18 protein-coding genes are annotated in these 20,026 nt (G+C 72.5%); 7 read left to right on the top strand and 11 right to left on the bottom strand.

Annotation, left to right across the window (positions count from 1 at the left end; all coding sequences use genetic code 11):
- Positions 1 to 154: 154 nt before the first annotated feature.
- On the top strand, positions 155 to 889 hold the full coding sequence (locus tag ACGFT2_RS10295) for a TetR/AcrR family transcriptional regulator (RefSeq protein ID WP_393276310.1): 735 nt from the start codon (positions 155 to 157) through the stop codon (positions 887 to 889).
- 356 nt (positions 890 to 1,245) lie between these two features.
- Here ACGFT2_RS10295 and ACGFT2_RS10290 read toward each other — a convergent pair whose 3' ends face one another.
- Positions 1,246 to 2,208: a helix-turn-helix transcriptional regulator gene (locus ACGFT2_RS10290; protein ID WP_393275511.1), complete on the bottom strand. Its 963-nt coding sequence runs from the start codon at positions 2,206 to 2,208 to the stop codon at positions 1,246 to 1,248.
- Between the two features lie 62 nt (positions 2,209 to 2,270).
- Here ACGFT2_RS10290 and ACGFT2_RS10285 point away from each other — a divergent pair, with 62 nt between their 5' ends.
- From ACGFT2_RS10285 to ACGFT2_RS10265, 5 genes are all read left to right on the top strand, one after another.
- The gene (locus ACGFT2_RS10285) at positions 2,271 to 3,815 is read left to right on the top strand and encodes an MFS transporter (RefSeq protein WP_393275508.1); all 1,545 of its coding nucleotides are present in this window, start codon (positions 2,271 to 2,273) and stop codon (positions 3,813 to 3,815) included.
- A gap of 238 nt (positions 3,816 to 4,053) precedes the next feature.
- Positions 4,054 to 4,815: a DeoR/GlpR family DNA-binding transcription regulator gene (locus ACGFT2_RS10280; RefSeq protein WP_393275505.1), complete on the top strand. Its 762-nt coding sequence runs from the start codon at positions 4,054 to 4,056 to the stop codon at positions 4,813 to 4,815.
- Positions 4,812 to 5,759 carry a 1-phosphofructokinase gene (gene pfkB / locus ACGFT2_RS10275; protein WP_393275502.1) on the top strand — a complete coding sequence of 316 codons (948 nt, stop codon included), beginning with the start codon at positions 4,812 to 4,814 and terminating at the stop codon, positions 5,757 to 5,759. The genes ACGFT2_RS10280 and pfkB overlap by 4 nt, the downstream gene beginning before the upstream one ends.
- A 253-nt stretch (positions 5,760 to 6,012) precedes the next feature.
- Complete coding sequence (locus ACGFT2_RS10270; RefSeq protein WP_393275499.1) at positions 6,013 to 8,340, top strand: fructose-specific PTS transporter subunit EIIC; 2,328 nt, start codon at positions 6,013 to 6,015, stop codon at positions 8,338 to 8,340.
- 154 nt (positions 8,341 to 8,494) lie between these two features.
- A complete protein-coding gene (locus tag ACGFT2_RS10265) occupies positions 8,495 to 8,746 on the top strand; it encodes a hypothetical protein (protein ID WP_393275496.1) in 252 nt (83 codons plus the stop codon).
- Between the two features lie 112 nt (positions 8,747 to 8,858).
- Here the strand turns inward: ACGFT2_RS10265 and ACGFT2_RS10260 are convergent, their stop codons facing one another.
- The 4 genes from ACGFT2_RS10260 to ACGFT2_RS10245 form a co-directional block, all read right to left on the bottom strand.
- Complete coding sequence (locus ACGFT2_RS10260) at positions 8,859 to 9,605, bottom strand: DUF6227 family protein (protein WP_393275493.1); 747 nt, start codon at positions 9,603 to 9,605, stop codon at positions 8,859 to 8,861.
- Between the two features lie 157 nt (positions 9,606 to 9,762).
- Positions 9,763 to 10,974 carry an Ig-like domain-containing protein gene (locus ACGFT2_RS10255; protein WP_393275490.1) on the bottom strand — a complete coding sequence of 404 codons (1,212 nt, stop codon included), beginning with the start codon at positions 10,972 to 10,974 and terminating at the stop codon, positions 9,763 to 9,765.
- Positions 10,975 to 11,133: 159 nt separating this feature from the next.
- Complete coding sequence (locus ACGFT2_RS10250; RefSeq protein WP_393275487.1) at positions 11,134 to 12,159, bottom strand: P1 family peptidase; 1,026 nt, start codon at positions 12,157 to 12,159, stop codon at positions 11,134 to 11,136.
- A gap of 39 nt (positions 12,160 to 12,198) precedes the next feature.
- Positions 12,199 to 13,437, bottom strand: coding sequence for a low temperature requirement protein A (locus tag ACGFT2_RS10245; protein ID WP_393275484.1), 1,239 nt, complete (start codon positions 13,435 to 13,437; stop codon positions 12,199 to 12,201).
- A 238-nt stretch (positions 13,438 to 13,675) separates the two neighbouring features.
- Here ACGFT2_RS10245 and ACGFT2_RS10240 point away from each other — a divergent pair, with 238 nt between their 5' ends.
- Positions 13,676 to 13,852 (top strand): hypothetical protein, encoded by a 177-nt coding sequence (locus tag ACGFT2_RS10240; protein WP_393275481.1) that lies wholly within the window; start codon positions 13,676 to 13,678, stop codon positions 13,850 to 13,852.
- 19 nt (positions 13,853 to 13,871) lie between these two features.
- Here the strand turns inward: ACGFT2_RS10240 and mscL are convergent, their stop codons facing one another.
- The 6 genes from mscL to ACGFT2_RS10210 all read right to left on the bottom strand — a co-directional run bounded on the left by mscL (position 13,872) and on the right by ACGFT2_RS10210 (position 19,969).
- Complete coding sequence (gene mscL / locus ACGFT2_RS10235; RefSeq protein WP_393275478.1) at positions 13,872 to 14,348, bottom strand: large conductance mechanosensitive channel protein MscL; 477 nt, start codon at positions 14,346 to 14,348, stop codon at positions 13,872 to 13,874.
- Between the two features lie 188 nt (positions 14,349 to 14,536).
- Positions 14,537 to 15,169: a hypothetical protein gene (locus tag ACGFT2_RS10230; protein WP_393275475.1), complete on the bottom strand. Its 633-nt coding sequence runs from the start codon at positions 15,167 to 15,169 to the stop codon at positions 14,537 to 14,539.
- Between the two features lie 160 nt (positions 15,170 to 15,329).
- Positions 15,330 to 16,163 carry an S-methyl-5'-thioadenosine phosphorylase gene (locus ACGFT2_RS10225; RefSeq protein WP_393275472.1) on the bottom strand — a complete coding sequence of 278 codons (834 nt, stop codon included), beginning with the start codon at positions 16,161 to 16,163 and terminating at the stop codon, positions 15,330 to 15,332.
- A 160-nt stretch (positions 16,164 to 16,323) separates the two neighbouring features.
- A complete protein-coding gene (locus ACGFT2_RS10220) occupies positions 16,324 to 16,656 on the bottom strand; it encodes an FmdB family zinc ribbon protein (protein ID WP_393275469.1) in 333 nt (110 codons plus the stop codon).
- Positions 16,657 to 16,723: 67 nt separating this feature from the next.
- The gene (locus tag ACGFT2_RS10215; protein WP_393275466.1) at positions 16,724 to 18,019 is read right to left on the bottom strand and encodes an MFS transporter; all 1,296 of its coding nucleotides are present in this window, start codon (positions 18,017 to 18,019) and stop codon (positions 16,724 to 16,726) included.
- 399 nt (positions 18,020 to 18,418) lie between these two features.
- Positions 18,419 to 19,969 (bottom strand): potassium/proton antiporter, encoded by a 1,551-nt coding sequence (locus tag ACGFT2_RS10210; RefSeq protein ID WP_393275463.1) that lies wholly within the window; start codon positions 19,967 to 19,969, stop codon positions 18,419 to 18,421.
- Between the last annotated feature and the right edge of the window lie 57 nt (positions 19,970 to 20,026).

Raw genomic sequence — 20,026 nt, 5'->3', positions numbered from 1 at the left:
CCCGTACCTGAACCCCGGGGTGGACCGCCGGATGGCAGATTCTGTCACATGGGCATAGCCTGCCGAGATGAGCACCACCCCCAACCCCGCCCACCAGCGGTTTTCCGTCTCCGCGCCGGTCTCCCTCACGGAACGCCGGAAGGCCGAGACCCGGATGGAGATCGCTCGGGCGGCGGCCGGTCTGTTCGTCCACCAGGGCATGCGGGCCACCCGCGCCGAGGACATCGCCCAGGCCGCGGGCATCGCACCGCGGACGTTCTACCGCTACTTCGCCACCAAAGAGGAAGCGGTGGCCCCCCTCTACGCGGCGGGCGCCCAGCGCTGGGCGGAGGCCGTGCGCGCGGCCCCGGCCGACCTCACCGTCCCGGAGGCACTGGAACACGCCGTCCGCCACACCCTCACCCCCGGGTCCGGAGTGTCCGCCGCGTCCTGGGAATGGGTCCGCACCCTGATCCGCCTCGCCGACACCAGCCCCGCCCTGCGCAAGGTCTGGGCGGAGGTGTGCCAGGCGTCGGAAGGCACCCTGGGGGAGATCCTCGCGGCACGCAGGTCCGCCCACTGCGGTACCGACAACGTTGCCTCGTCGCCGTCGCCGTCGCCGTCGCCGTCGCCGTCGCCGGGGCCGTCGCCGTCGGCACCGGTGCCGGTACCGGCCACTCCTGCCTCCGCACCGTCGGCCGTCGCTTCCGTACACGTAACCCCCGCCCTCCGCTTCGGCGCGGCCGTGGCCGGGGCGGCCGTGCGTGTGGCCGTGGAGTCCTGGGCCGCCACGACCTTCCCGCCCGCAGGCCCGGAGGGCCCGGCGGCTCTGGCGCTGCGGAACCTGCGGGCACTGCGGGACTTCGGCTGGGACGTCGAGGACACCGGGGAGGCTGCCGGGCAGGCCTAGGACGCCGGCCGGGAAGGCACGGACGACCAGGCGCCCGGCGGGGATGGGCGGCCAGCCCGCTGAGCCCGCTGAGCCCGCTGAGCCCGCTGAGCCCGCTGAGCCCGCCGAGCCCGCCGGGCCCGCTGAGCCGGCTGAGTGTGTCGGTCGTACCGGACGGCTTCCCGCCCGGCCCGGCTGCCGGCCCGGCCGAGCCTTCCGCCCAGCCCGACCGCTCGCCCGGCTCCCGTGCGGCTCAGCCGCCCGCCCTGCTCAGCCTTCCGCCGAGCCCGACCGCTCGCCCGGCTCCCGCGCGGCTCAGCCGCCCGCCCTGCTCAGCCTTCCGCCGAGCCCGACCGCTCGCCCGGCTTCCGTGCGGCTCAGCCGCCCGCCCTGCTCAGCCTTCCGCCCAGCTCCCGCACGCTGCGCACCAGGTCCGCCGGCTCGCGTACCGCGAACTCGCAGCCCACCATGGCCAGCCGTACCGCCAGCCACTCCACGGGATCGCCGGTGGTGCCGCGCAGGACGCACCCGCCCTCTCCGTCGTCCCCGGGCGTGCCCATCCAGGCGGGCAGCCGCGTGGCGAGGCGCTCCGCCGGTGCGGCGAACCGGACCTCGAACTCGTACGTCTCCCGCCGCCGGCTGATGGAGTGCCGCAGGTATTCGGCGGCGCTGCCGGCCGGCAGCTCCCGGGGCGCGAACCGGACCCCGGTCGCGAACGGCGCGCTCACCCGGTCCACCCGGAACGTGCGCCAGTCCGCCCGGTCGAGGTCGTAGGCGACCAGGTACCACCGCCGTCCGGTCGACACCAGCCGGTACGGCTCCGTCAGGCGCCGCGAGTCGCTGCCGTCCTTGTCGCGGTAGGCGAACCGCAGCCGCTCGTGCCCCGCCACCGTCGAGGCCATCACGGTCAGTGTCTCCGGCGCGATGCTCGGGCCGTCCCCGCTGGTCAACGGCGTGGTGGCGGCCTGCAGTGTGGTCACCCGGTGCCGTAGCCGGGCCGGCAGCACCTGTTCCAGCTTGGCCAGGGCCCGTACCGACGCCTCGTCCACGCCCTCCACGGCGTGCCCGGCGCCGGCCCGCAGCCCGACCGCGATCGCGACGGCCTCCTCGTCGTCCAGCACCAGCGGCGGCATCGCCTTGCCCGCGACGAGCCGGTATCCGCCGTCCGCGCCCCTCGTGGCCTGTACCGGGTAGCCCAGCTCGCGCAGCCGGTCGACGTCCCGCCGCACGGTGCGGCGGGACACCCCGAGCCGGTCGGCCAGTTCGCCGCCGGGCCACTCGCGCGGGGTCTGGAGGAGGGAGAGCAGTTGCAGGAGCCGGGCCGGGGTGTCCGTCGTCATGGCTCCGAGGATGCCGTACATCTAGGTCCTGAACTGACCTAATGGGGTCCTAGCGTGGACGCATGACCTCCACGGAACAGATCCACCCAGCTCGGCCCGCCACCGGTACCGGCGGTTCCCAGGGCGCCCCGGCGGACCGCCGCCGCTGGTTCGCCCTCGCGATCGTGATGGCCGCGGCCTTCATGGACCTGGTCGACGTCACGATCGTCAACATCGCCATCCCGTCCATCCAGCGGACCGCGCACGCCTCCGTCAGTCAGATCCAGTGGATAACGGCCGGTTACGCCCTCGCCTTCGCCGCGGGCCTGATCACCGGTGGCCGCCTCGGCGACATCCACGGGCGCAGGCGACTGTTCCTGATCGGTATCAGCGGCTTCACGTTCGCCTCCGCGCTGTGCGGCTTCGCCGTGAACCCGGAGATGCTCGTCGCCTCCCGCTTCCTGCAGGGCGGCATGGCGGCGCTGATGGTGCCGCAGGTGCTGTCGATCGTGCACGCGACCTTCCCGGCCCATGAACGGGGCAAGGTCTTCGGCCTGTTCGGCGCGGTCGTCGGGCTGGGCGCCGTCTCCGGACCACTGCTCGGGGCACTGCTGACGGAGTGGAACCTGTTCGGTCTGGAGTGGCGGCCCATCTTCCTCATCAACCTGCCGGTCGGCGTCGTCGCCTACCTCCTCGGCCGCCGTTTCATCACCGAGTCGCGCGCGCCGAAGGCCCTGAAGCTGGACCTGGTAGGGGTGGCCCTGGTGACCCTCGGGCTGCTGATGCTGCTGTACCCGCTCACCCGCGGTCGCGAGCTGGGCTGGCCGCTGTGGGGACACGTGTGCATGGCCGGCGCGCTGGTCGTGTTCGCCGCGCTGGTCGTGTACGAGCGGCGCAAGGCGGCCCGGGACGGCTCCCCGCTGATCGAGCTGTCGCTGTTCCGCGTGAAGAGCTTCGCCGCCGGCATCGCCGTACAGACCGTCTTCGGGGTCGCGCTCGGCATCTTCTTCCTGGTGTGGACGCTGTACATGCAGATCGGCCTCGGCTGGAGCCCGCTGCGGGCCGGACTGACCGGCGTGCCGTTCTCGCTGGCCGTGTCGACGGCGGCCGGGATGTCCGTGCAGCAGCTGGTCCCGCGGTTCGGCCGCAAGGTGCTCCAGTCGGGCGCGCTGATCATGGGCCTGGGCGTGCTGATCTACCTGGCTGAGGCCCACCGCTACGGCCTGTCCATCGCCTCCTGGCAGATGGCCCTCCCGCTGGTGGTGATGGGAATCGGCATGGGGCTGATCGTCGCCCCGCTGACCGACGCGGTGCTCTCCGAGGTGCCGCGCGAGCACGCCGGTTCCGCGTCCGGGCTGATCAACACCGTGCAGCAGATGGGGAACGCGCTCGGGCTCGGGCTCGTGTCCGTGGTGTTCTTCGGCCAGATCGGCGACCGGCTGGCACCGGCCCAGGTCGGCCCGGCCTTCGTGCACGCCTTCCAGCACGCGCTGTGGTGGGTGGCCGGGGTCATGGGCGTGATCTTCGTGCTGATGTCGGCCCTGCCGAAGCGTCCGGCGCAGCAGGTGGAGGGGGCAGCGGAGGCCGGGCTCCAGGTGGTGGAGAAGGAGCGCGAACTCGTGGCCTGAGCAGTCGTCGACGTGGGGCCCGGCACCGAGCAGGTGCCGGGCCCCGCTGCTTTTCGGACACACCCGCAGCAAGTCCGTTCATGCCCGAATGCGGCCCGAATCTGTTTACTTTTCTTAAGACCAGGCGTAGCGTGCCGGTTAAACCACACGTTCGGGCATTGCTTGGCAAGCGATCGGGCACCCGGGCAAGCGAAGGCGGCGGTCTGGCGACCGGCCCATCACCTCGGAGGCCGACGACATGTACGCACCGGAACGGCAGCAGGAGATCCTCCGGCTCGCCCGTGACGGCGGCCGGGTGGACGTCCTGGCGCTGGCCGAGGAGTTCCAGGTCACGGCCGAGACGATCCGCCGCGATCTGAAGGCCCTCGACCGGGCCGGCCTGGTCCGCCGGGTACACGGCGGTGCCATACCGGTCGGCCGCCTCGACTTCGAACCGGACCTCGCCGAGCGCGAGTCCACCGCCGCCGACGAGAAGGACCGCATCGCCAAGGCGGCCCTCACCGAGGTGCCGGCCGAGGGCACGATGATCCTCGACGCCGGTACGACGCTGGCCCGGGTCGCCGCGGCGCTCCCGCTGGAGTCCTCCCTCACCGTCGTCACGCACAGCCTGCCCATCGCCGCCCGCCTGGCCGACCATCCGGGCATCCAGCTTCACCTCGTCGGGGGGCGGGTACGGCACCGTACGCGCGCCGCCGTGGACGCCTGGGCGCTCCGTGCGTACGGCGAGATCCGCGCCGACGTGCTGTTCGTGGCCGCGAACGGCTTCTCCGCCGCGCACGGGCTGACCACCCCCGATCTCGCCGAGGCCGCGGTCAAGCGCGCGGCCGTCGCCGCCGCCCGCCGCGTCGTCCTGCTCGCCGACTCCGCCAAGCACGGCCAGGAGCACTTCGCCCGCTTCGGCGACCTGAACGACGTGGACCTGCTGATCACCGACAGCGGGCTGAGCCCCGAAGACGCCGCCGTCATCGAGCGCGGCGGCACGGAAGTGGTACGCGCATGATCCTCACGGTCACCCCCAACCCGTCCCTCGACCGCACCTACGAGGTCTTCGCCCTGACGCGCGGCGAGGTCATCCGCGCCGACACGGAGCGGACGGACCCCGGCGGCAAGGGCGTGAACGTCTCCCGCGCCGTGGCGGCCGCCGGGCGGCGCACGGTCGCCGTCCTGCCCCTGGGAGGTGCGCCGGGGGCGCTCGTCGCCGACCTGCTCGACGCACAGGGCATCGAGGTCGCGCCGGTCGGGATCTCCGGAGCCACCCGTTCCAACATCGCGCTGGCGGAGTCCGACGGGGTACTCACGAAGATCAACGCACCCGGGCCGGAGCTGTCCGCGAGCGAACAGGAACTGCTCCTGGACACGGTGCGCGAGCAGTCGCGCGACGCGGACTGGATCGCGTGCTGCGGCAGCCTGCCCCGGGGGCTCTCGCCCTCGTGGTACGCCGACGTCGTCACGCGAGCGCACGCCGGAGGCGCGCGGATCGCCCTGGACACCTCCGGGCAGGCGCTCGTGGAAGCGCTGCGGGCCCGGCCCGACGTGGTGAAGCCCAACGCGGAGGAACTCGCGCAGGCCGTCGGGCGCCCCCTGACGACCGTGGGCGACGCGCTGAAGGCGGCCGAGGAACTGCGCGGGCTGGGCGCGCGCGCCGTGCTCGCGAGCCTGGGCGCCGACGGCCAGCTCCTCGTGGAGGACACCGGCGCCTGGTTCGGCAGCGCCCGCGTGGACGCCGTCCGCAGCAACGTGGGTGCCGGTGACGCCTCCTTGGCCGGCTTCCTCATCGCCGGCGGCAGCGGTCCGGAGGCCCTCGCCTCCGCCGTCGCCCACGGCGCCGCCGCCGTCCAGCTCCCCGGCAGCGTGATGCCGGCACCCGCCGACCTGCGTCCGGCGGCGGTGACCGTCACCGCCGACCTCCCCCTGGAACGCGAACTGACGGAACACCTCTCATGACCCCGCCCACACCCCACCCCCGCCGCTTGCCGGCCTCCCGCGGCACCAGCCCCCTGGCCGTCGACATCGGGACCCGTGGGCCGGCCGTCGACGTCGGGACCCGTGGGCCGGCCGTCGACGTCGGGACCCGTGGGCCCGATGTCGGCCTCGGGTCCTGCAGGCCGGATGCCGGCCTCGCGTCCCCCGATCGCACCCCCGTCCCCCCTTACGCCCACCCCTCTCCCCGGGCGATACGCGTGCAGAGGAGCCCGCGATGAGCGAGCTGATCACCGCGGACCTGGTCGACCTCGACCTGTCCGCTGACACCAAGGAAGCGGCGGCGCGCGCCCTCGCCGAGCGCATGGTGGCCCAGGGCCGGGTGACCGACCTGGCGGCCTTCCTCGACGACGTGGCCGCCCGCGAGGCCCAGATGCCGACCGGCCTCGACGGCGGCATCGGCATCCCGCACTGCCGTAGCGCCCATGTCACCGAGCCGACCCTCGCCTTCGGCCGCAGTACCCCCGGTGTCGACTTCGGCGCCGCGGACGGCCCGGCCGACCTGATCTTCCTGATCGCCGCCCCGGCCGGCGCCGACGACGCCCATCTGACGATCCTCTCCTCACTGGCCCGCCAGTTGATGAACGCCGAGTTCACCTCCGCGCTGCGGGCGGCGGGGGACCCGGAGACGGCAGCGGCGCTCGTCAGGGGGGACGAGACGCGGACGACGGTGCAGCCGGTACCGGGTGCGCCGGATGCGCGGGGTCCTGCCGCGGGCACCGCCGGTGGTGCGAACACCGGTGGTGCGAACGCCGGTGGTGCGAACGGCTGTGGTGCGAACGCCGGTGGCGCGAACAGCGTTGGTGCGCAGAGCACTTCGGGCGCCGCTCAGGGCGCGGTGGAAGGCGCCGCGTGCGCCTCCGAAGACACCGCTGCGGCGCCGGCGGCGGCCTCCGCCGGCGCCGCGGCGGGCGGCACGGCGGGCGGTACGGCAGGCGCGGCGACGGGCGGTACGGCGTCCGCCGCGAGCGGGTCCGCGTCGGCGCCGGAGACCCCTGTGGGCGCCGGTTCGGACGGCGCGGAGTCCGGCGGGCGCCCCTTCCGCATCGTCGCCGTCACCTCCTGTCCGACCGGCATCGCCCACACCTACATGGCGGCCGAGTCCCTGCAGAACGCGGGCCGAGAGGCCGGCGTCGAGCTGATCGCCGAGACGCAGGGCTCGGCCGGCTTCACCCGGCTGGACCCCGCGGTGATCGCGGCGGCGGACGGCGTGATCTTCGCGCACGACGTCCCGGTACGCGACAAGGACCGCTTCGCGGGCAAGCCGACCGTCGACGTCGGAGTGAAAGCGGGCATCAACCACCCCGGCGACCTCATCGCGGAGGTCCGCGAGAAGGCGGCGCGCGGCGAGACGAGCGCCCCCGCGGCCGCGTCGGGCGGCACACCGGTCACGCGCGCGGGCGACTCCGCGGAGGGCTACGGCACCAAGCTCCGCAAGTGGCTGATGTCCGGCGTCAGCTACATGGTCCCGTTCGTCGCCGCGGGCGGCCTGCTCATCGCCCTCGGCTTCGCGATCGGCGGCTGGCAGGTCGACAAGGCGCCCTCGGTCATGGACCACTTCCTGTGGACGCAGTCCGGAAGCTGGGGCGCCCTGCTCTTCCAGATCGGCCAAGTGGCCTTCAAGTTCCTCGTCCCGGTGCTGGCCGGCTTCATCGCCTACGGCATGGCCGACCGGCCGGGTCTCGTCCCCGGCTTCGTCGGCGGCGCGATCGCGCTGGACATCAACGCGGGCTTCCTCGGCGGCCTGGTGGCCGGTCTCATCGCCGGCGCCGTCGTACTGGGCGTCCAGCGGGTGCGGATCCCGACGGCGTTGCGCGGCATCATGCCCGTGGTGGTGATCCCGCTGATCTCCACGGCGATCGTCGGTTTCCTGATGTTCGTCGTGATCGGCAAGCCCATCGCCACCGCGCAGAAGGCTCTGACGGGCTGGTTGAACGGCCTCACCGGCACCAACGCCGTCCTGCTCGGCGCCCTGCTCGGCCTGATGATGTGCTTCGACCTCGGCGGCCCGGTCAACAAGGTCGCCTACACCTTCGCCACCGCCGGCATCGCCGTCTCCGACCCCAGCGGCTCGGCCATGAAGATCATGGCCGCCGTGATGGCGGCAGGCATGGTCCCGCCGCTGGCGATGGCCCTGGCCACCACGGTCCGGGCCAAGCTGTTCACCCCCACCGAGCGCGAGAACGGAAAGGCCGCCTGGGTCCTGGGCGCCTCCTTCATCACCGAGGGCGCGATCCCCTTCGCGGCGGCCGACCCCCTGCGGGTCATCCCCTCCTCGATGGTGGGCGGCGCGCTCACCGGGGCGCTCTCGATGACCTTCGGCGCCACCCTGCGCGCCCCGCACGGCGGCATCTTCGTGGTCCCGCTGATCGGCCACGCGTTCCTCTACCTGGCCGCCATCGCGGCCGGCGTCTGTGCCAGCACCGCCCTGGTGATCCTCCTGAAGGGGATGCGCAAGCAGGCCCCGGACACGAACGGGGCCGGCCCCGCGGCCGGTACGGCCGCCACACCGAAGGAGGCGAAGCAGCAGCCGGTGGCGGCCTGACCACCACGCACCGCCCGCCGCTCCTGCCCACCGGCCTTCCGGCCCCGGTCCTGCCCTCTTGTCCCTTTAGTTCGCTGTGAGTTGTTCACTCCCTCATGCGATATACGTCACGGTCCGGGACCAAAGTCCCGGACCGTGGTGTGTACTGGGGTGCATGGCTGAGCACGTCCCGACTCTCGAGCTGATCGGCGTGGCCGTCCTCGCTGCGGCGAGTGTGGCCTGGGCCGCCGTCCTGTGGCGGCTGCTGCGCCGCACCGGGCCGCCGGCCGCCGGCCGGCGCCCCGCCGTGACCCTGCCGGCCCTGCCGCGCCAGCGCCAGGCCGGCCCGCCGCTGGAATCCGTCGAACTGACCCGCGCGGAGCAGGACGCGTTCGCCGGCCTCGTACGGCAACTGGCCAACGGCTGACGGCCAACGGCTGACGGCTGACGGCTGACGGCCAACGGCTGATGACGGCGGAAGGTGCGCGGCGCCCCGACCGCCCCTCGCGCGGGGAGCGCGATGTGCGGGACGGCCGCCGCTACCCCTGCCGTGCCGCGCGCCGCTCCATGGCGTCCCGGGCCGCGGCCCGGGACATGTACACCTCGCACATGTGCCGCCCGTCGGGGGTCGCCGTGTGCTCGACCTCCCACAAGGAGGTCTCCGTGCCGTCCGGCAGCAGGAACGCGTGCTCGTACAGCGTGTAGCTCAGCCCCGCGCGTCCGGCCCGCCCCGGCCGGCCGAACGCCTGCGTGATCGCGTGCGCGGTCGCCGTCGCCAGCAACGCCGCCGTCCCGGCGTCGGGCCGGTCGGGGTTCTCCGCGCGGCGCAGCAGCCGGCGCGCGTGGTCCGCCGAGTCGTCGGAGGCGAACACGTGCCGGGGCTCCGGGATCGCCCACAGCCGCATCAGCGCGGGCGTTTCGAAGACGGGCGTGTCCGGGGGCAGTCCGAGCTGTGACGTGGCGGCCTGCAGTTCCTCCTGGTCGACGTACACCTCGTGCTCCTGGACGCCGCCGGGAGCGGGATTGTGCACGAGCTCCCACAGTGTGACCGCCGAACCGTCGGCGAGCAGCCAGGTGTGCCGGTAGGTCTCGCGGTGCAGTCCCGCGCTGTGGTGGGCGGAGTGCAGCGAACTGTCGTAGGCCAGAGCGCAGTCGAGCTGCCGTATCACTTCGTCCGGAAGCTCGAAGGAGTTCAGCGCGCGGCCGAGGAGTCGCGCGAGATGCTCCTCCGGAGACTCGGGCGACTCGGCTGGTTCGTACGCTGCGGTCTCGTACGGAACGCTCAAGACATCTCCCGGCGTTGCTGCATGTCACCTTGTGGGTGCATACCGTAGCCCCTCGGTCGGACATCGTGTCCGGGAACCGGGAAAACGTACGCCGGGAAAACGCGCGGGCCGCGCGAGATGTTCCCGCGCGGCCCGTCGTTCGGTCAAAAGCCGCCGCTCAGACGGCACTTCCGGCGGTCCAGGCGCTCCAGGCCATGTTCCATCCGTTGAGGCCGTTGTCCGGCGCCACCGTCTTGTCGGGGGAGTTCTTCACGATCACGACGTCCCCGACGAGCGAGTTGTCGAAGAACCACTTGGCCGACGTGGCGCCCTGCGCCCCCTGCACGTCCGCGAGGCCGACGCAGCCGTGACTGGTGCCCTGGCTACCGAAGGGCGGGTTGCCCTTGTTGTACCAGTAGTTTCCGTGGATGAACGTCCCCGACGTCGTCAGCCGCATCGCGTGCGGCACGTCCGGGATGTCGTACTCCCCGCCGTAACCGACCGTCGAGCCGTTCATCCGGGTCTGCGTGAACTTCTCGGAGATCACCATCTGCCCGTTGTACGTGGTGTGGTCCGGGCTTCCCGCGGAGATCGGCACCGTCTTGATCGTCTTGCCGTCCCGCACGACCGTCATCGTCTGCGTGTTGACGTCGACGGTGGAGACCTGCGACCGCCCGACGGTGAAGGAGACGGTCTTCTTCTGCACCCCGTAGACGCCCTTGGCGCCCTGGACCCCGTCCAGGTCGATGCGCATGGTGACCTTGGAGCCGGCCTTCCAGTACTCCTGCGGCCGGAAGTCCAGCCGCTGGTCCCCGAACCAGTGCCCGACCACCTGCTGGCCGCCGCTGGAGTCGACCTTGATGTGCGACTGCACGGCCTTCTTGTCGGTGATGGGCTTGTCGAAGCTGAACGACACCGGCATGCCCGCCCCGACCGTCGCACCGTTGTCCGGCGTGTAGGTGCCGATGAAGCTGTTGGCCGTGGTGACGGTGGAGAAGATGGAGTTGGCCGCCGCCGTGCGCCCGTTCCCGTCCTTGGCGGTCGCGGCTATCTCGTACTTCGTGCCGCGCTCCAGCTGCTGCTTCGGCTTCCAGCTGCCGCCGTCCGCCGATATCGCCCCCGGCACGGCCTGCCCCGACCCCGCCACGGTCATCTTCACGCCGGTCAGCCTTCCGCCGCTGACCTTCACCCCGGTCGCGTTGATGGACGCGTCCGTCGAACCGTCCTCGGCCGAGATCGCGATCTTCGCCGTCGACGTCTTGGGGGAGGCCTTGCCGTCCCTGCCGTCCGCGCTGGCGCTGCCGCCGCAAGCGGTCAGGGTGAAGGCGCCGACCATCAGGGCGGCACAGGCCAGCAGTGCGCGCCGCGCTGCAATGTCCGGCGTTGTCACGGGCTGCTCCAGGTTCGTGTGATGTGAGTGATCCGTTCCAGTGCGTGGAGGAAGAGGGCACCGGCGCCCGGCGGGGTTCCCTCCGTAGCCCCGGAACGCGATCACGTGACAGAACCGCGACAATCCGTACAGACGCGGGACCGCGAGGCCCCGCAATCCCTATCCCCTGCCGTACAACTCCCCGTACGACGGCCACACTCCGCCCGGCCCCTCGGCCGACTCGGCGGCGCGCACGGCCCGTACGATCGCTCGCGTCACCAGGTCCGCGCCGGCGGCGAGGATGTCGTTGAGCGCCAAGGGGTGTGCGTCGAGCGGGCGCGCGCCGGTCGCCAGCGCGAACACCGTGTCCCCGTCGTGCAGGAGGTGTACGGGCCGCACGGCGCGGGCGATCCCGTCGTGTGCCGTGCCGGCCAGCTTCTGCGCCTGCGCCTTCGACAGGTCCGCGTCCGTGGCCACCACCGCCAGCGTCGTGTTGAGCGGCGGGGGCGCGTTGCGGGCGGCGACCTCGGCGAGCCGGTGGCGCGCGGCCTCGTGCACGCGCTCCTGCGGATACTCCACCCGTCCGTGGAACAACTCCCCGTACAGCGCCCCGGTTTCGGGGTCCATCACCGAACCCGCGGCGTTCGCGACCACCAGCGCGGCCACGGTGATCCCCGAGTCGAGCACGGTGCTGGCGCTGCCCACCCCGCCCTTGAGCCCTCCCGCGACGGCGCCCGTGCCCACGCCCACGCTCCCTTCGGGCGGCGGAGCGCCGGGTGCGGCCGCCGCCGCGGCCTCGACCGCCGCGCGCCCGGTCGCGGCGTCGGGCCGCGCGCGGAAGTCGCCCCCACGTCCCAGGTCGAAGACGCACGCGGCGGGCACGACCGGCACGACATGCGCCGGGTCCGTCCCCACCGGCACCCCGCGTCCCCGCTCCTCCAGCCAGGCCATCACCCCGGACGCGGCGTCGAGTCCGTACGCGCTGCCCCCGGTCAGCACGACGGCGTCGACCTTCTGCACCACGTTGCGCGGGTCGAGCGCGTCGGTCTCCTTGGTGCCCGGTCCTCCGCCGCGCACGTCCACGGCGGCGACGGCGCCGCCCTCGGGGGTCAGGACGACCGTGGTGCCGGTGAGCCATCCGTCCCCGCTGCGGGTGGCGTGTCCCACCCGCAGACCGGCGACGTCCGTCAATGCGTCAACTGTCATGGACGCCAGTCTGTCCCAGTCCAGGACGCGTCCGGGGGTTCAGCCGGCCGGTGCGGTGGCGTCCGCCTCGTGGTCCCGGCGGACCGTGCGGGCGGCCAGCACCGCTCCGGTCGCCACCGCGGCCGTGGAGACGAGTCCCGAGGCGAGCACCGCCCAGTCGCCCAGGAAGGTGCAGCAGATCACGAGCAGGGCCGTGACGGGCAGCACCAGCTGCTGGGCGATGCCCACCTTGAAGTGCCGCGAATGCAGCGCCCAGACGGTCAGCAGGTACAGGGCCGTCGGCAGCGTCACGGCCGCGGACGCGGCGAGCGTGGAGATGTGCGCCTTGCCGACCACCTGCTCCACGGCCACCTCGAGGCCCGCGCCGATGGCCGCGGCCGAGGCGAAGATCAGGTAGTGGCCGTAGCCCCAGAGGAAGGCCTGCCGGTTGGAGCGCAGGTGGCCGTGGATGGGCACCACGAAGTAGATCCACCATGCGGAGAAGACGATCAGCAGCCCGCCCGCCGCGATGGGCAGCAACTCGCCCAGCGCGTCGTGCTCGTCCACAGCCGACTTCACGGCGACCGTGGCCGCGGCGATCGTCTCGCCGAGCACGATGATCGTGAAGAGGCCGAACCGCTCAGCGATGTGATGCGGGTGCCAGGAGGTTCCGTAGTCCTTCTCGGCGAAGAGCGGTACGCACAGCTCCGCGACGGCCATCACCAGGAAAAGCCAGGGCCGGGCGGGTTCGGGAAGCACCACCAGCCCGAACCAGCCGACCATGCACACCAGCACGCCGAAGGCGTACCGGAGCGCCATGCGTCTCTCCGCGCCGGTGGCCGACCTCGCGGCTCTCAGCCACTGCGTGGCCATCGCCAGCCGCATGATCAGGTAGCCGAGCCAGACCAACACGTAGTCGTGGTGCTGGAAGGCCCGGGAGACGCCGGCGGCCAGGACCAGGACGCCGGCGATCTGCGTCAGGGTGACGAGCCGGTACAGCACGTCGTCGTTGTCGTACGCCGAGGCGAACCAGGAGAAGTTCATCCAGGCCCACCAGATGGCGAAGAACACCATCGCGTAGTTGAGGATCCCCTGGCCCGCGTGGCCCGCTGCCACGGCGTGCACCAGTTGTACGCCCGCCTGCGCGATCGCCACGACGAAGCACAGGTCGAAGAGCAGCTCCAGCGGGGAGGAGACCCGGTGCGTCTCGTCGCGTCCGCGTGCGGTGAGCCGCCGCAGCAGGCGGGATGACTCTGATGTGCCCGGTGTGCCGGGCGGCGGGGCGGAACTGGACGTCATGTCTCCCAGGACAGCAGAAAACCACCTCGAAATCTTGTGAAGGAATTCCCGAGCGCAGCCTTTCCGGGACGGGTGGCGGAGTGGCACGGCCGGCGGCCACGCCCTCGTCCGGCGGACCGCTTCCGGACGGTGCCGGCCGTGGCCGCCCGCCGTCGGCCACAAACGCCGCGCCGGACCGCCCGCCGTCGGCCACGGACGCCGCGCCGGACCGCACGCGGTGGAGCCGTACTCTGGTGGCATGAGTACCGCCCCGGAATCCGAGCCGCGCGACCCGAAGCCCGCGCTGGTCTTCGACGACCCGCTGGAGCAGCAGTCCACGGACGACACGGATCGCGGGTGGGGCGATCGCCCGAGCGGCGACAGTGCCGCCGACCTGAAGCGCTTCCTCGACGAGAAGCCGCCCCACCACCTCTGAGCCGTACGCGGAAGCGCCGCTAGCGCCCGCCGTGCCCCGATCCGCGCTGGGCGACCAGCGCGTCGCGGATCTCCTTGAGCACCTCCAGCTCGCTCACCTCCAGGACCTCCTTCGTGCCCTCCCGTGCCGCCTTGCGGGCGGCCTGCCGGGCGAGGTACCTGGACATGGGCAGGACCATCAGGAAGTACACCACCGCCGCGGTGATCAGGAAGGTCAGCGTCGCGCCGAGGACGGAACCCCACAGGATCGGCACCCCGCTCTTGACGGAGCCGTCCGCGCCCACCTTGCACGGGTCCTTCAGGCACGAGCTGTAGTTGTCGAGATTCTGTGTGCCGATCGCGCCCACGAGCGGGTTGATGATCCCCCTCACCAGCGCGTTGACGATGTTCGTGAAGGCCGCGCCGATGACCACGGCGACTGCCAGATCGACGACGTTGCCGCGCATCAGGAAGGCCTTGAAGCCCTGCAAGACGCTCGGTCCTTTCTTCTCGGTCACCTCGGGAACGCTCCTCGCATGCACAGGTTTCGGAATCAAACGCTCCGCAACCTACGACACGGTGAGCCCATCGTGTCCAATGCCCCCGCGCCTCCGGGGGACTTGACGGCAGACTGCCGGTGACGTCCACGGGCCGGTTCAGCACAGGGGCACCGCCGGCCGTCCGACGGTGACGTCCACGGGCCGGGTCAGCACAGGGTCACCGCCAGCCGGGCCGTGGCGCTCGCGCCGACCAGGTGTGCCGCCGAGGCGCGGGGCACCGACAGCACGACCAGCGCCCCGCTCTCGCCGGCGCCCTCCATCGGCTCCGGCACCTTCGTCACCCGCACGCCGCGCGCGACGACACGCGCACCGCCGCCGGCCGAGGGGTCCTGCGCGGCGATGACGTCGACGCGGTCGCCGGCCCGCAGGAGGCGGACCGTGGCCGCGTCGGCGATCCGCACCGGCGCCGTCACCAGGTCCGCCGTCGCGGGCCGGCGTACCGGGTCCGCCAGCGGGTGCCCGCGGATCCGCTCCGCGCGGTGCGGTTCCGGCGCCGCCCGCGGCCCCGCCGCCACCAGCGCGGCGGCCGTCACCGCGAGGGTGGCCGCGACGGCCCGCCCGCGGTGCCCCACGAGCCGTTGCAGCCGGTACCGGCCGCCGCGCACGCGCACCGGGGCGAACTGCGGCACCCCGCACGTCGCGGGGGCGTCCGTGCCCAGCGGGCGCGGGAGGCGCAGCGGAGGCGGGAAAGGGGAAGGGCCGGGCGGGCGAGCAGAGCGAGGAGGGTGGGAAGGAGGCGACAGCGGAGAAGGGGTCGGGGACGACGAGGGGAAGCGCATGGACATCACCGCCGGCGAGGAGGAATTCGGCTTGCGATGCCACGATGAGGCCTCGCGCCGGATCCCGCCGCAGCCGGTGGACCACGGGCCGATTGTGGACAACCCGCCCACCCGAACGGTGAATTCCGCGCGGTCGTCCCCAGGCGTCCCGGCCGGCGGACTACGGCAGGTCGAACCCCGGGTCCATCCCGCCGAGCGCGTTCACGCACAGGCAGTCCCGCGCCCCGGTCTCCGGCAGGGTCGCCACGGCGTCGAACAGCACACCGCGCATCCGGTCCACGTTGGCCGCGAACACCCGCAGCACCTCCTCGTGGGAGACGCCCTCGCCGGTCTCGGCGCCCGCGTCCAGGTCGGTGACCAGGGTCAGCGAGGTGTAGCACAGCTCCAGTTCGCGGGCGAGCGCCGCTTCGGGGTGACCGGTCATGCCCACGACCGACCAGCCCTGCGCCTGGTGCCACAACGATTCGGCGCGGGTCGAGAAACGCGGCCCCTCCACGACGACCAGCGTGCCGCCGTCCACCGGCTCCCAGTCGCGTCCGCGGGCCGCCTTCAGCGCCGCGGACCGCCCGGCGGGGCAGTACGGGTCGGCCACGGACACGTGCACCACGTTCGGCACGCTGCCGTCGGGCAGCGGCAGCCCGTCGAAGTACGTCTGCGCCCTGGATTTCGTGCGGTCGACGAGTTGGTCGGGCACCAGCAGGGTGCCCGGCCCGTACTCGCCGCGCAGCCCGCCCACGGCGCACGGTCCGAGGACCTGGCGCACGCCCACCGAGCGCAGGGCCCACAGGTTGGCGCGGTAGTTGATGCGATGGGGCGGCAGATGGTGGCCACGGCCGTGCCGGGGCAGGAAGGCGACCTGACGGCCGGCGATCTCACCGATGAAGAGGGAGTCGCTGGGCGGCCCGTAGGGGGTCTCCACCTCGACCTCGGTCACGTCGTCGAGGAACGAGTAGAAGCCCGAGCCGCCGATTACGCCGATCTCTGCGTTCGCCATGGCCAGCACCCTAGCTGGCCGCCGGAGCACGGCGGGAGGTGGTGCGGGACATACCGGTGGTGGACATGCCGGTGCGGGACATGCCGGTGCTGGACATACCGGTGCGGGACATACCGAAGACCCTGCCGTCGTACGACGGCAGGGTCCCGGACGAGAGGTCTCAGGCGGCGGAGCTGCTCGCGGAGCTGGACGACGACGCCGTCGAGGAGGACTTCGAGTCGGACGACGTCGACGAGGCCGACGAGGACGAGGCCGACGACGACTTCGAGTCGGACGACGAGCTCGGCTTCGAGGCCGTGCTGCTGCTCGACGTGGAGCCGCGCGAATCGTTGCGGTAGAAGCCGGAGCCCTTGAAGACAATGCCGACCGCGGAGAACACCTTCTTCAGGCGGCCGTCGCAGTTGGGGCACACGGTCAGGGCGTCATCGGTGAACTTCTGCACCGCCTCGAGGCCCTCGCCGCACTCGGTGCACTGGTACTGGTAGGTCGGCACTGTCTTCCTCCTGGCACTCTCACTCGATGAGTGCTAACGACGGTCCATAGTGACGTATTCCCGGGGATCAGTCCACCGTGACCGGCACGCGGTGACCGACGCCACGTGCGACGGTACGGTTCCGCTGCCGGGCGACCAGCGCCGAGCGCAGCGCCACCAGGGTGGCCAGCGCCAGCACCGTGCCCGCCATGGGCACCAGGAATCCCGCACCTTCCCACAGCCGGTCCTCCAGCTGCCCGGCGACGGTGACGGCGGCCGCCTGGCCGAGCGCGACCGCGCCGGTCAGCCAGGTGAAGGCCTCCGTGCGTGCGCCGGCCGGAACCAGGCCCTCGACCAGCGTGTACCCGGTGATCAGGGCCGGTGCGATGCACATGCCGACCAGCAGGCCGAGGCCGGCCAGCAGCAGCACGGAGTGCGCGGTCCACAGGGCGGACGCGGTCACCGCGAGCGCTGTGTACCCGATGACCAGGCGCCGCTGGGGAGCGGCCTTCCAGGCGATCGCACCGCACACCACGCCGGACAGCATGTTGCCGGCGGCGAAGACGCCGTACAGGACACCGTTCAGACCGGGCTCGCCGATCGACTCGGTGAATGCCGCCAGCGACACCTGCATACCGCCGAAGACGGAGCCGATACCGAGGAACGTCACGGCCAGCACGCGCACGCCCGGGACGCTCAGGGCGGAGGCGTGCTTCACGCGCGCGTGCCCGCTCTCTGCGCCCACCTGCGGCTGCGTGCTCTTGCGTGCGGCGAACAGCAGGCCGCCGACGAGGGTCAGCCCGGCCTCGGTGACGAGGCCCGCCGACGGGGTCACGGCGGTGCACAGCGCGGTCGCGAGCAGGGGGCCGAAGACGAAGGTCAGCTCGTCCGTGACCGACTCGAACGCCGCCGCCGTGGTCATCAGCGGCGAGCCCTGAAGCTTCACGCCCCAGCGGGCCCGCACCATCGGGCCGATCTGCGGCACCGAGGCGCCCGTCGGGACGGCCGCCAGGAACAGCACCCACAGGGGCGCGTGCGCCAGCGCGAGCGCCGTCAGGGTCAGGCTCGCCAGCGTGTGCACCAGCACGCCGGGGATCAGCACGGCACGCTGGCCGTACCGGTCGGCGAGGCGGCCGCTGTACGGCGCGAACAGCGCCATGGAGACGCCGGTGGCAGCGGCGGCGGCGCCCGCGGCGCCGTACGAGCCGGTGGTGTGCTGCACGAGCAGCACGATCGAGATCGTGAGCATGGCGAACGGCTGGCGCGCCGCGAAACCGGGGAGCAGGAACGTCCAGGCGCCGCGGGTGCGCAGCAGCTGTCCGTATCCAGGGCGGGACGAAGCCGACGAGTTCTCCGCCGGTCCGGTGGTGACCGTGGATGCCACGGCCCGTGCCTTTCTTCGGCCTGGTAGCGCGCCCGTGCGGGGGCGCCGAGAGCTGTCCTCTTGCGCGGAACTGCGGTAGATACCGGTGCCACTGCGGGAGGCGTTCCGGCCGCCATACGGTCGCGCCAGCTCTGCATCAGGCAGAGTTGGTTCGATCTGGGGTGCCTTCATACTACAGGGATCAAGGGCTTGTGCTCCTGTGAAAATGAGCACCGTAGGACCCTCTCGCCTGCGATCGACGCAGGTGTGAATCGTCCGGAACATGCCGGTAACGCACGCATGACCTGCTCAGACGTGGCGGCCGCGGCTCATCAGTGCCGCACGGCACTCGAGGCGCGCCCCCGGCGTGCGCCCGCCGGGCACGGCACTCGGGGTGCGCCCCGGCAGGCACCGGCCCGCTCACCGCTCGGCACCCGCTCCGTCGGTGCCGAGCCAGCCGGCCAGCTTGCCGCCGTGGGCCACCGCGCGCAGGCGTCGTTCCGCCGCGCCGCGGACCGGGTCGGTGGCGACGACCAGCAGCTCGTCTCCCCGTCGCAGCACCGTCGTCGGCAGGGGGACGAACGATTCCTCTTCTCGCACGACGAGTGTGACGGCGGCGCCCGGCGGCATGCGCAGCTCGCTGACCTCCACGCCGTGCATCAGGGAGCCTTCGGGGATCGAGACGGACAGCAGGTGTCCGCGCAGCCGCTCCAGGGGGGCCGACTCGATGCCGAGGTCGGACGCCTCGCCCTGCTCACCCAGCCGCAGCTTGCGCGCGAGCCACGGCAGCGTCGGGCCCTGGACCAGGGTGTACACGACGACCAGCACGAAGACGATGTTGAAGATGCGGCGGCTGCCGGCGACGCCGTTCACCATCGGGATGGTCGCCAGGATGATGGGCACGGCGCCGCGCAGGCCCGCCCACGACATCAGGGTCTGCTCCTGCCACGGCACGCGGAACGGCGCCAGGCTGAGGATCACGCTGAGCGGCCGGGCCACCATGGTCAGGACCAGCCCGATGAGCAGGGCGGGCAGGACGTCGTCACCCAGCTCGTGCGGTGTGACCAGCAGGCCGAGGACGACGAACATGCCGATCTGGGCGATCCAGCCGAGCCCCTCGGCGAAGCCGCGCGTGGCAGGCCAGTGGGGGAGCCTGGCGTTGCCGAGCACCATCGCGGCCAGGTAGACCGCCAGGAAGCCGCTGCCGTGGGCCAGCGCACCGGCGGCGTACGAGGTGACGGCGATGGCCAGTACGGCGATCGGATAGAGGCCGGAGGCGGGCAGGGCGACGTGCCTGAGCCCCCAGGACCCGATCCAGCCCACCGCCAGCCCCATGGCCGCGCCGATGGCCAGTTCGAGGGCTATCTCGCCCAGCAGGAGATACCAGTGCTCGACCGGGCCGGCGGTCGAGAAGGCGACGACCAGGATGACCACGGGGGCGTCGTTGAAGCCGGACTCCGCCTCCAGCGTGCCCGTCACGCGTGCGGGGAGGGGGATCCTGCGGAGCACCGAGAACACCGCCGCCGCGTCCGTGGACGACACCACCGCGCCGATGATCAGCGCCTGCCGCCACTCCAGCCCGACCAGATAGTGCGCGCCCGCCGCGGTGACACCCACGCTGACGGCGACGCCCGCCGTCGCCAGGACGGAGGCCGACGCCAGGACCGGCCGGACCTCCTTCCACTTCGTGCCCAGGCCGCCCTCGGCGAGGATCACGACGAGCGCCGCGTACCCCATGACCTGGGTCACTTCGGCGCTGTTGAAGTGGATGTCGCCGATGCCGTCCTGGCCCATGAGGACGCCGATCCCCAGGTACACGAGCAGGCTGGGGAGCCCGCTGCGCGAGGAGATCCGGACGGCCGCGACGGCGACGAGCAGGACGACGGAGCAGACGAGCAGGAGCTGGTTGAGGTGGTGGACAGTCAGCGGCGGTTCCCTTCCTCGGCCCGCGCGCGGGGCGCGCGGAGGCACGTGTACAAGTCCCCGAGGCGGCGGCGCACCGCACCCCAAGTACTTCGTTACCTTACC

Origin of the sequence: Streptomyces sp. NPDC048514 (assembly GCF_043199955.1) — a bacterium.
Lineage (GTDB): Bacteria > Actinomycetota > Actinomycetes > Streptomycetales > Streptomycetaceae > Streptomyces.
The sequence above is the reverse complement of the archived record's forward strand: the minus strand, read 5'-3'. Positions and strand labels throughout refer to the sequence as shown.

What these genes read in the sequence shown, in the direction of transcription:
- ACGFT2_RS10285 (WP_393275508.1), top strand. Translation starts at nt 2,271, where the DNA reads ATGACCTCCACGGAACAGATCCACCCAGCTCGGCCCGCCACCGGTACC.
- ACGFT2_RS10270 (WP_393275499.1), top strand. Translation starts at nt 6,013, where the DNA reads ATGAGCGAGCTGATCACCGCGGACCTGGTCGACCTCGACCTGTCCGCT.
- ACGFT2_RS10240 (WP_393275481.1), top strand. Translation starts at nt 13,676, where the DNA reads ATGAGTACCGCCCCGGAATCCGAGCCGCGCGACCCGAAGCCCGCGCTG.
- ACGFT2_RS10250 (WP_393275487.1), bottom strand. Translation starts at nt 12,159, where the DNA reads ATGACAGTTGACGCATTGACGGACGTCGCCGGTCTGCGGGTGGGACAC.
- ACGFT2_RS10290 (WP_393275511.1), bottom strand. Translation starts at nt 2,208, where the DNA reads ATGACGACGGACACCCCGGCCCGGCTCCTGCAACTGCTCTCCCTCCTC.
- pfkB (WP_393275502.1), top strand. Translation starts at nt 4,812, where the DNA reads ATGATCCTCACGGTCACCCCCAACCCGTCCCTCGACCGCACCTACGAG.
- ACGFT2_RS10230 (WP_393275475.1), bottom strand. Translation starts at nt 15,169, where the DNA reads ATGCGCTTCCCCTCGTCGTCCCCGACCCCTTCTCCGCTGTCGCCTCCT.
- ACGFT2_RS10295 (WP_393276310.1), top strand. Translation starts at nt 155, where the DNA reads ATGGAGATCGCTCGGGCGGCGGCCGGTCTGTTCGTCCACCAGGGCATG.
- ACGFT2_RS10280 (WP_393275505.1), top strand. Translation starts at nt 4,054, where the DNA reads ATGTACGCACCGGAACGGCAGCAGGAGATCCTCCGGCTCGCCCGTGAC.
- ACGFT2_RS10265 (WP_393275496.1), top strand. Translation starts at nt 8,495, where the DNA reads ATGGCTGAGCACGTCCCGACTCTCGAGCTGATCGGCGTGGCCGTCCTC.
- ACGFT2_RS10245 (WP_393275484.1), bottom strand. Translation starts at nt 13,437, where the DNA reads ATGACGTCCAGTTCCGCCCCGCCGCCCGGCACACCGGGCACATCAGAG.
- ACGFT2_RS10225 (WP_393275472.1), bottom strand. Translation starts at nt 16,163, where the DNA reads ATGGCGAACGCAGAGATCGGCGTAATCGGCGGCTCGGGCTTCTACTCG.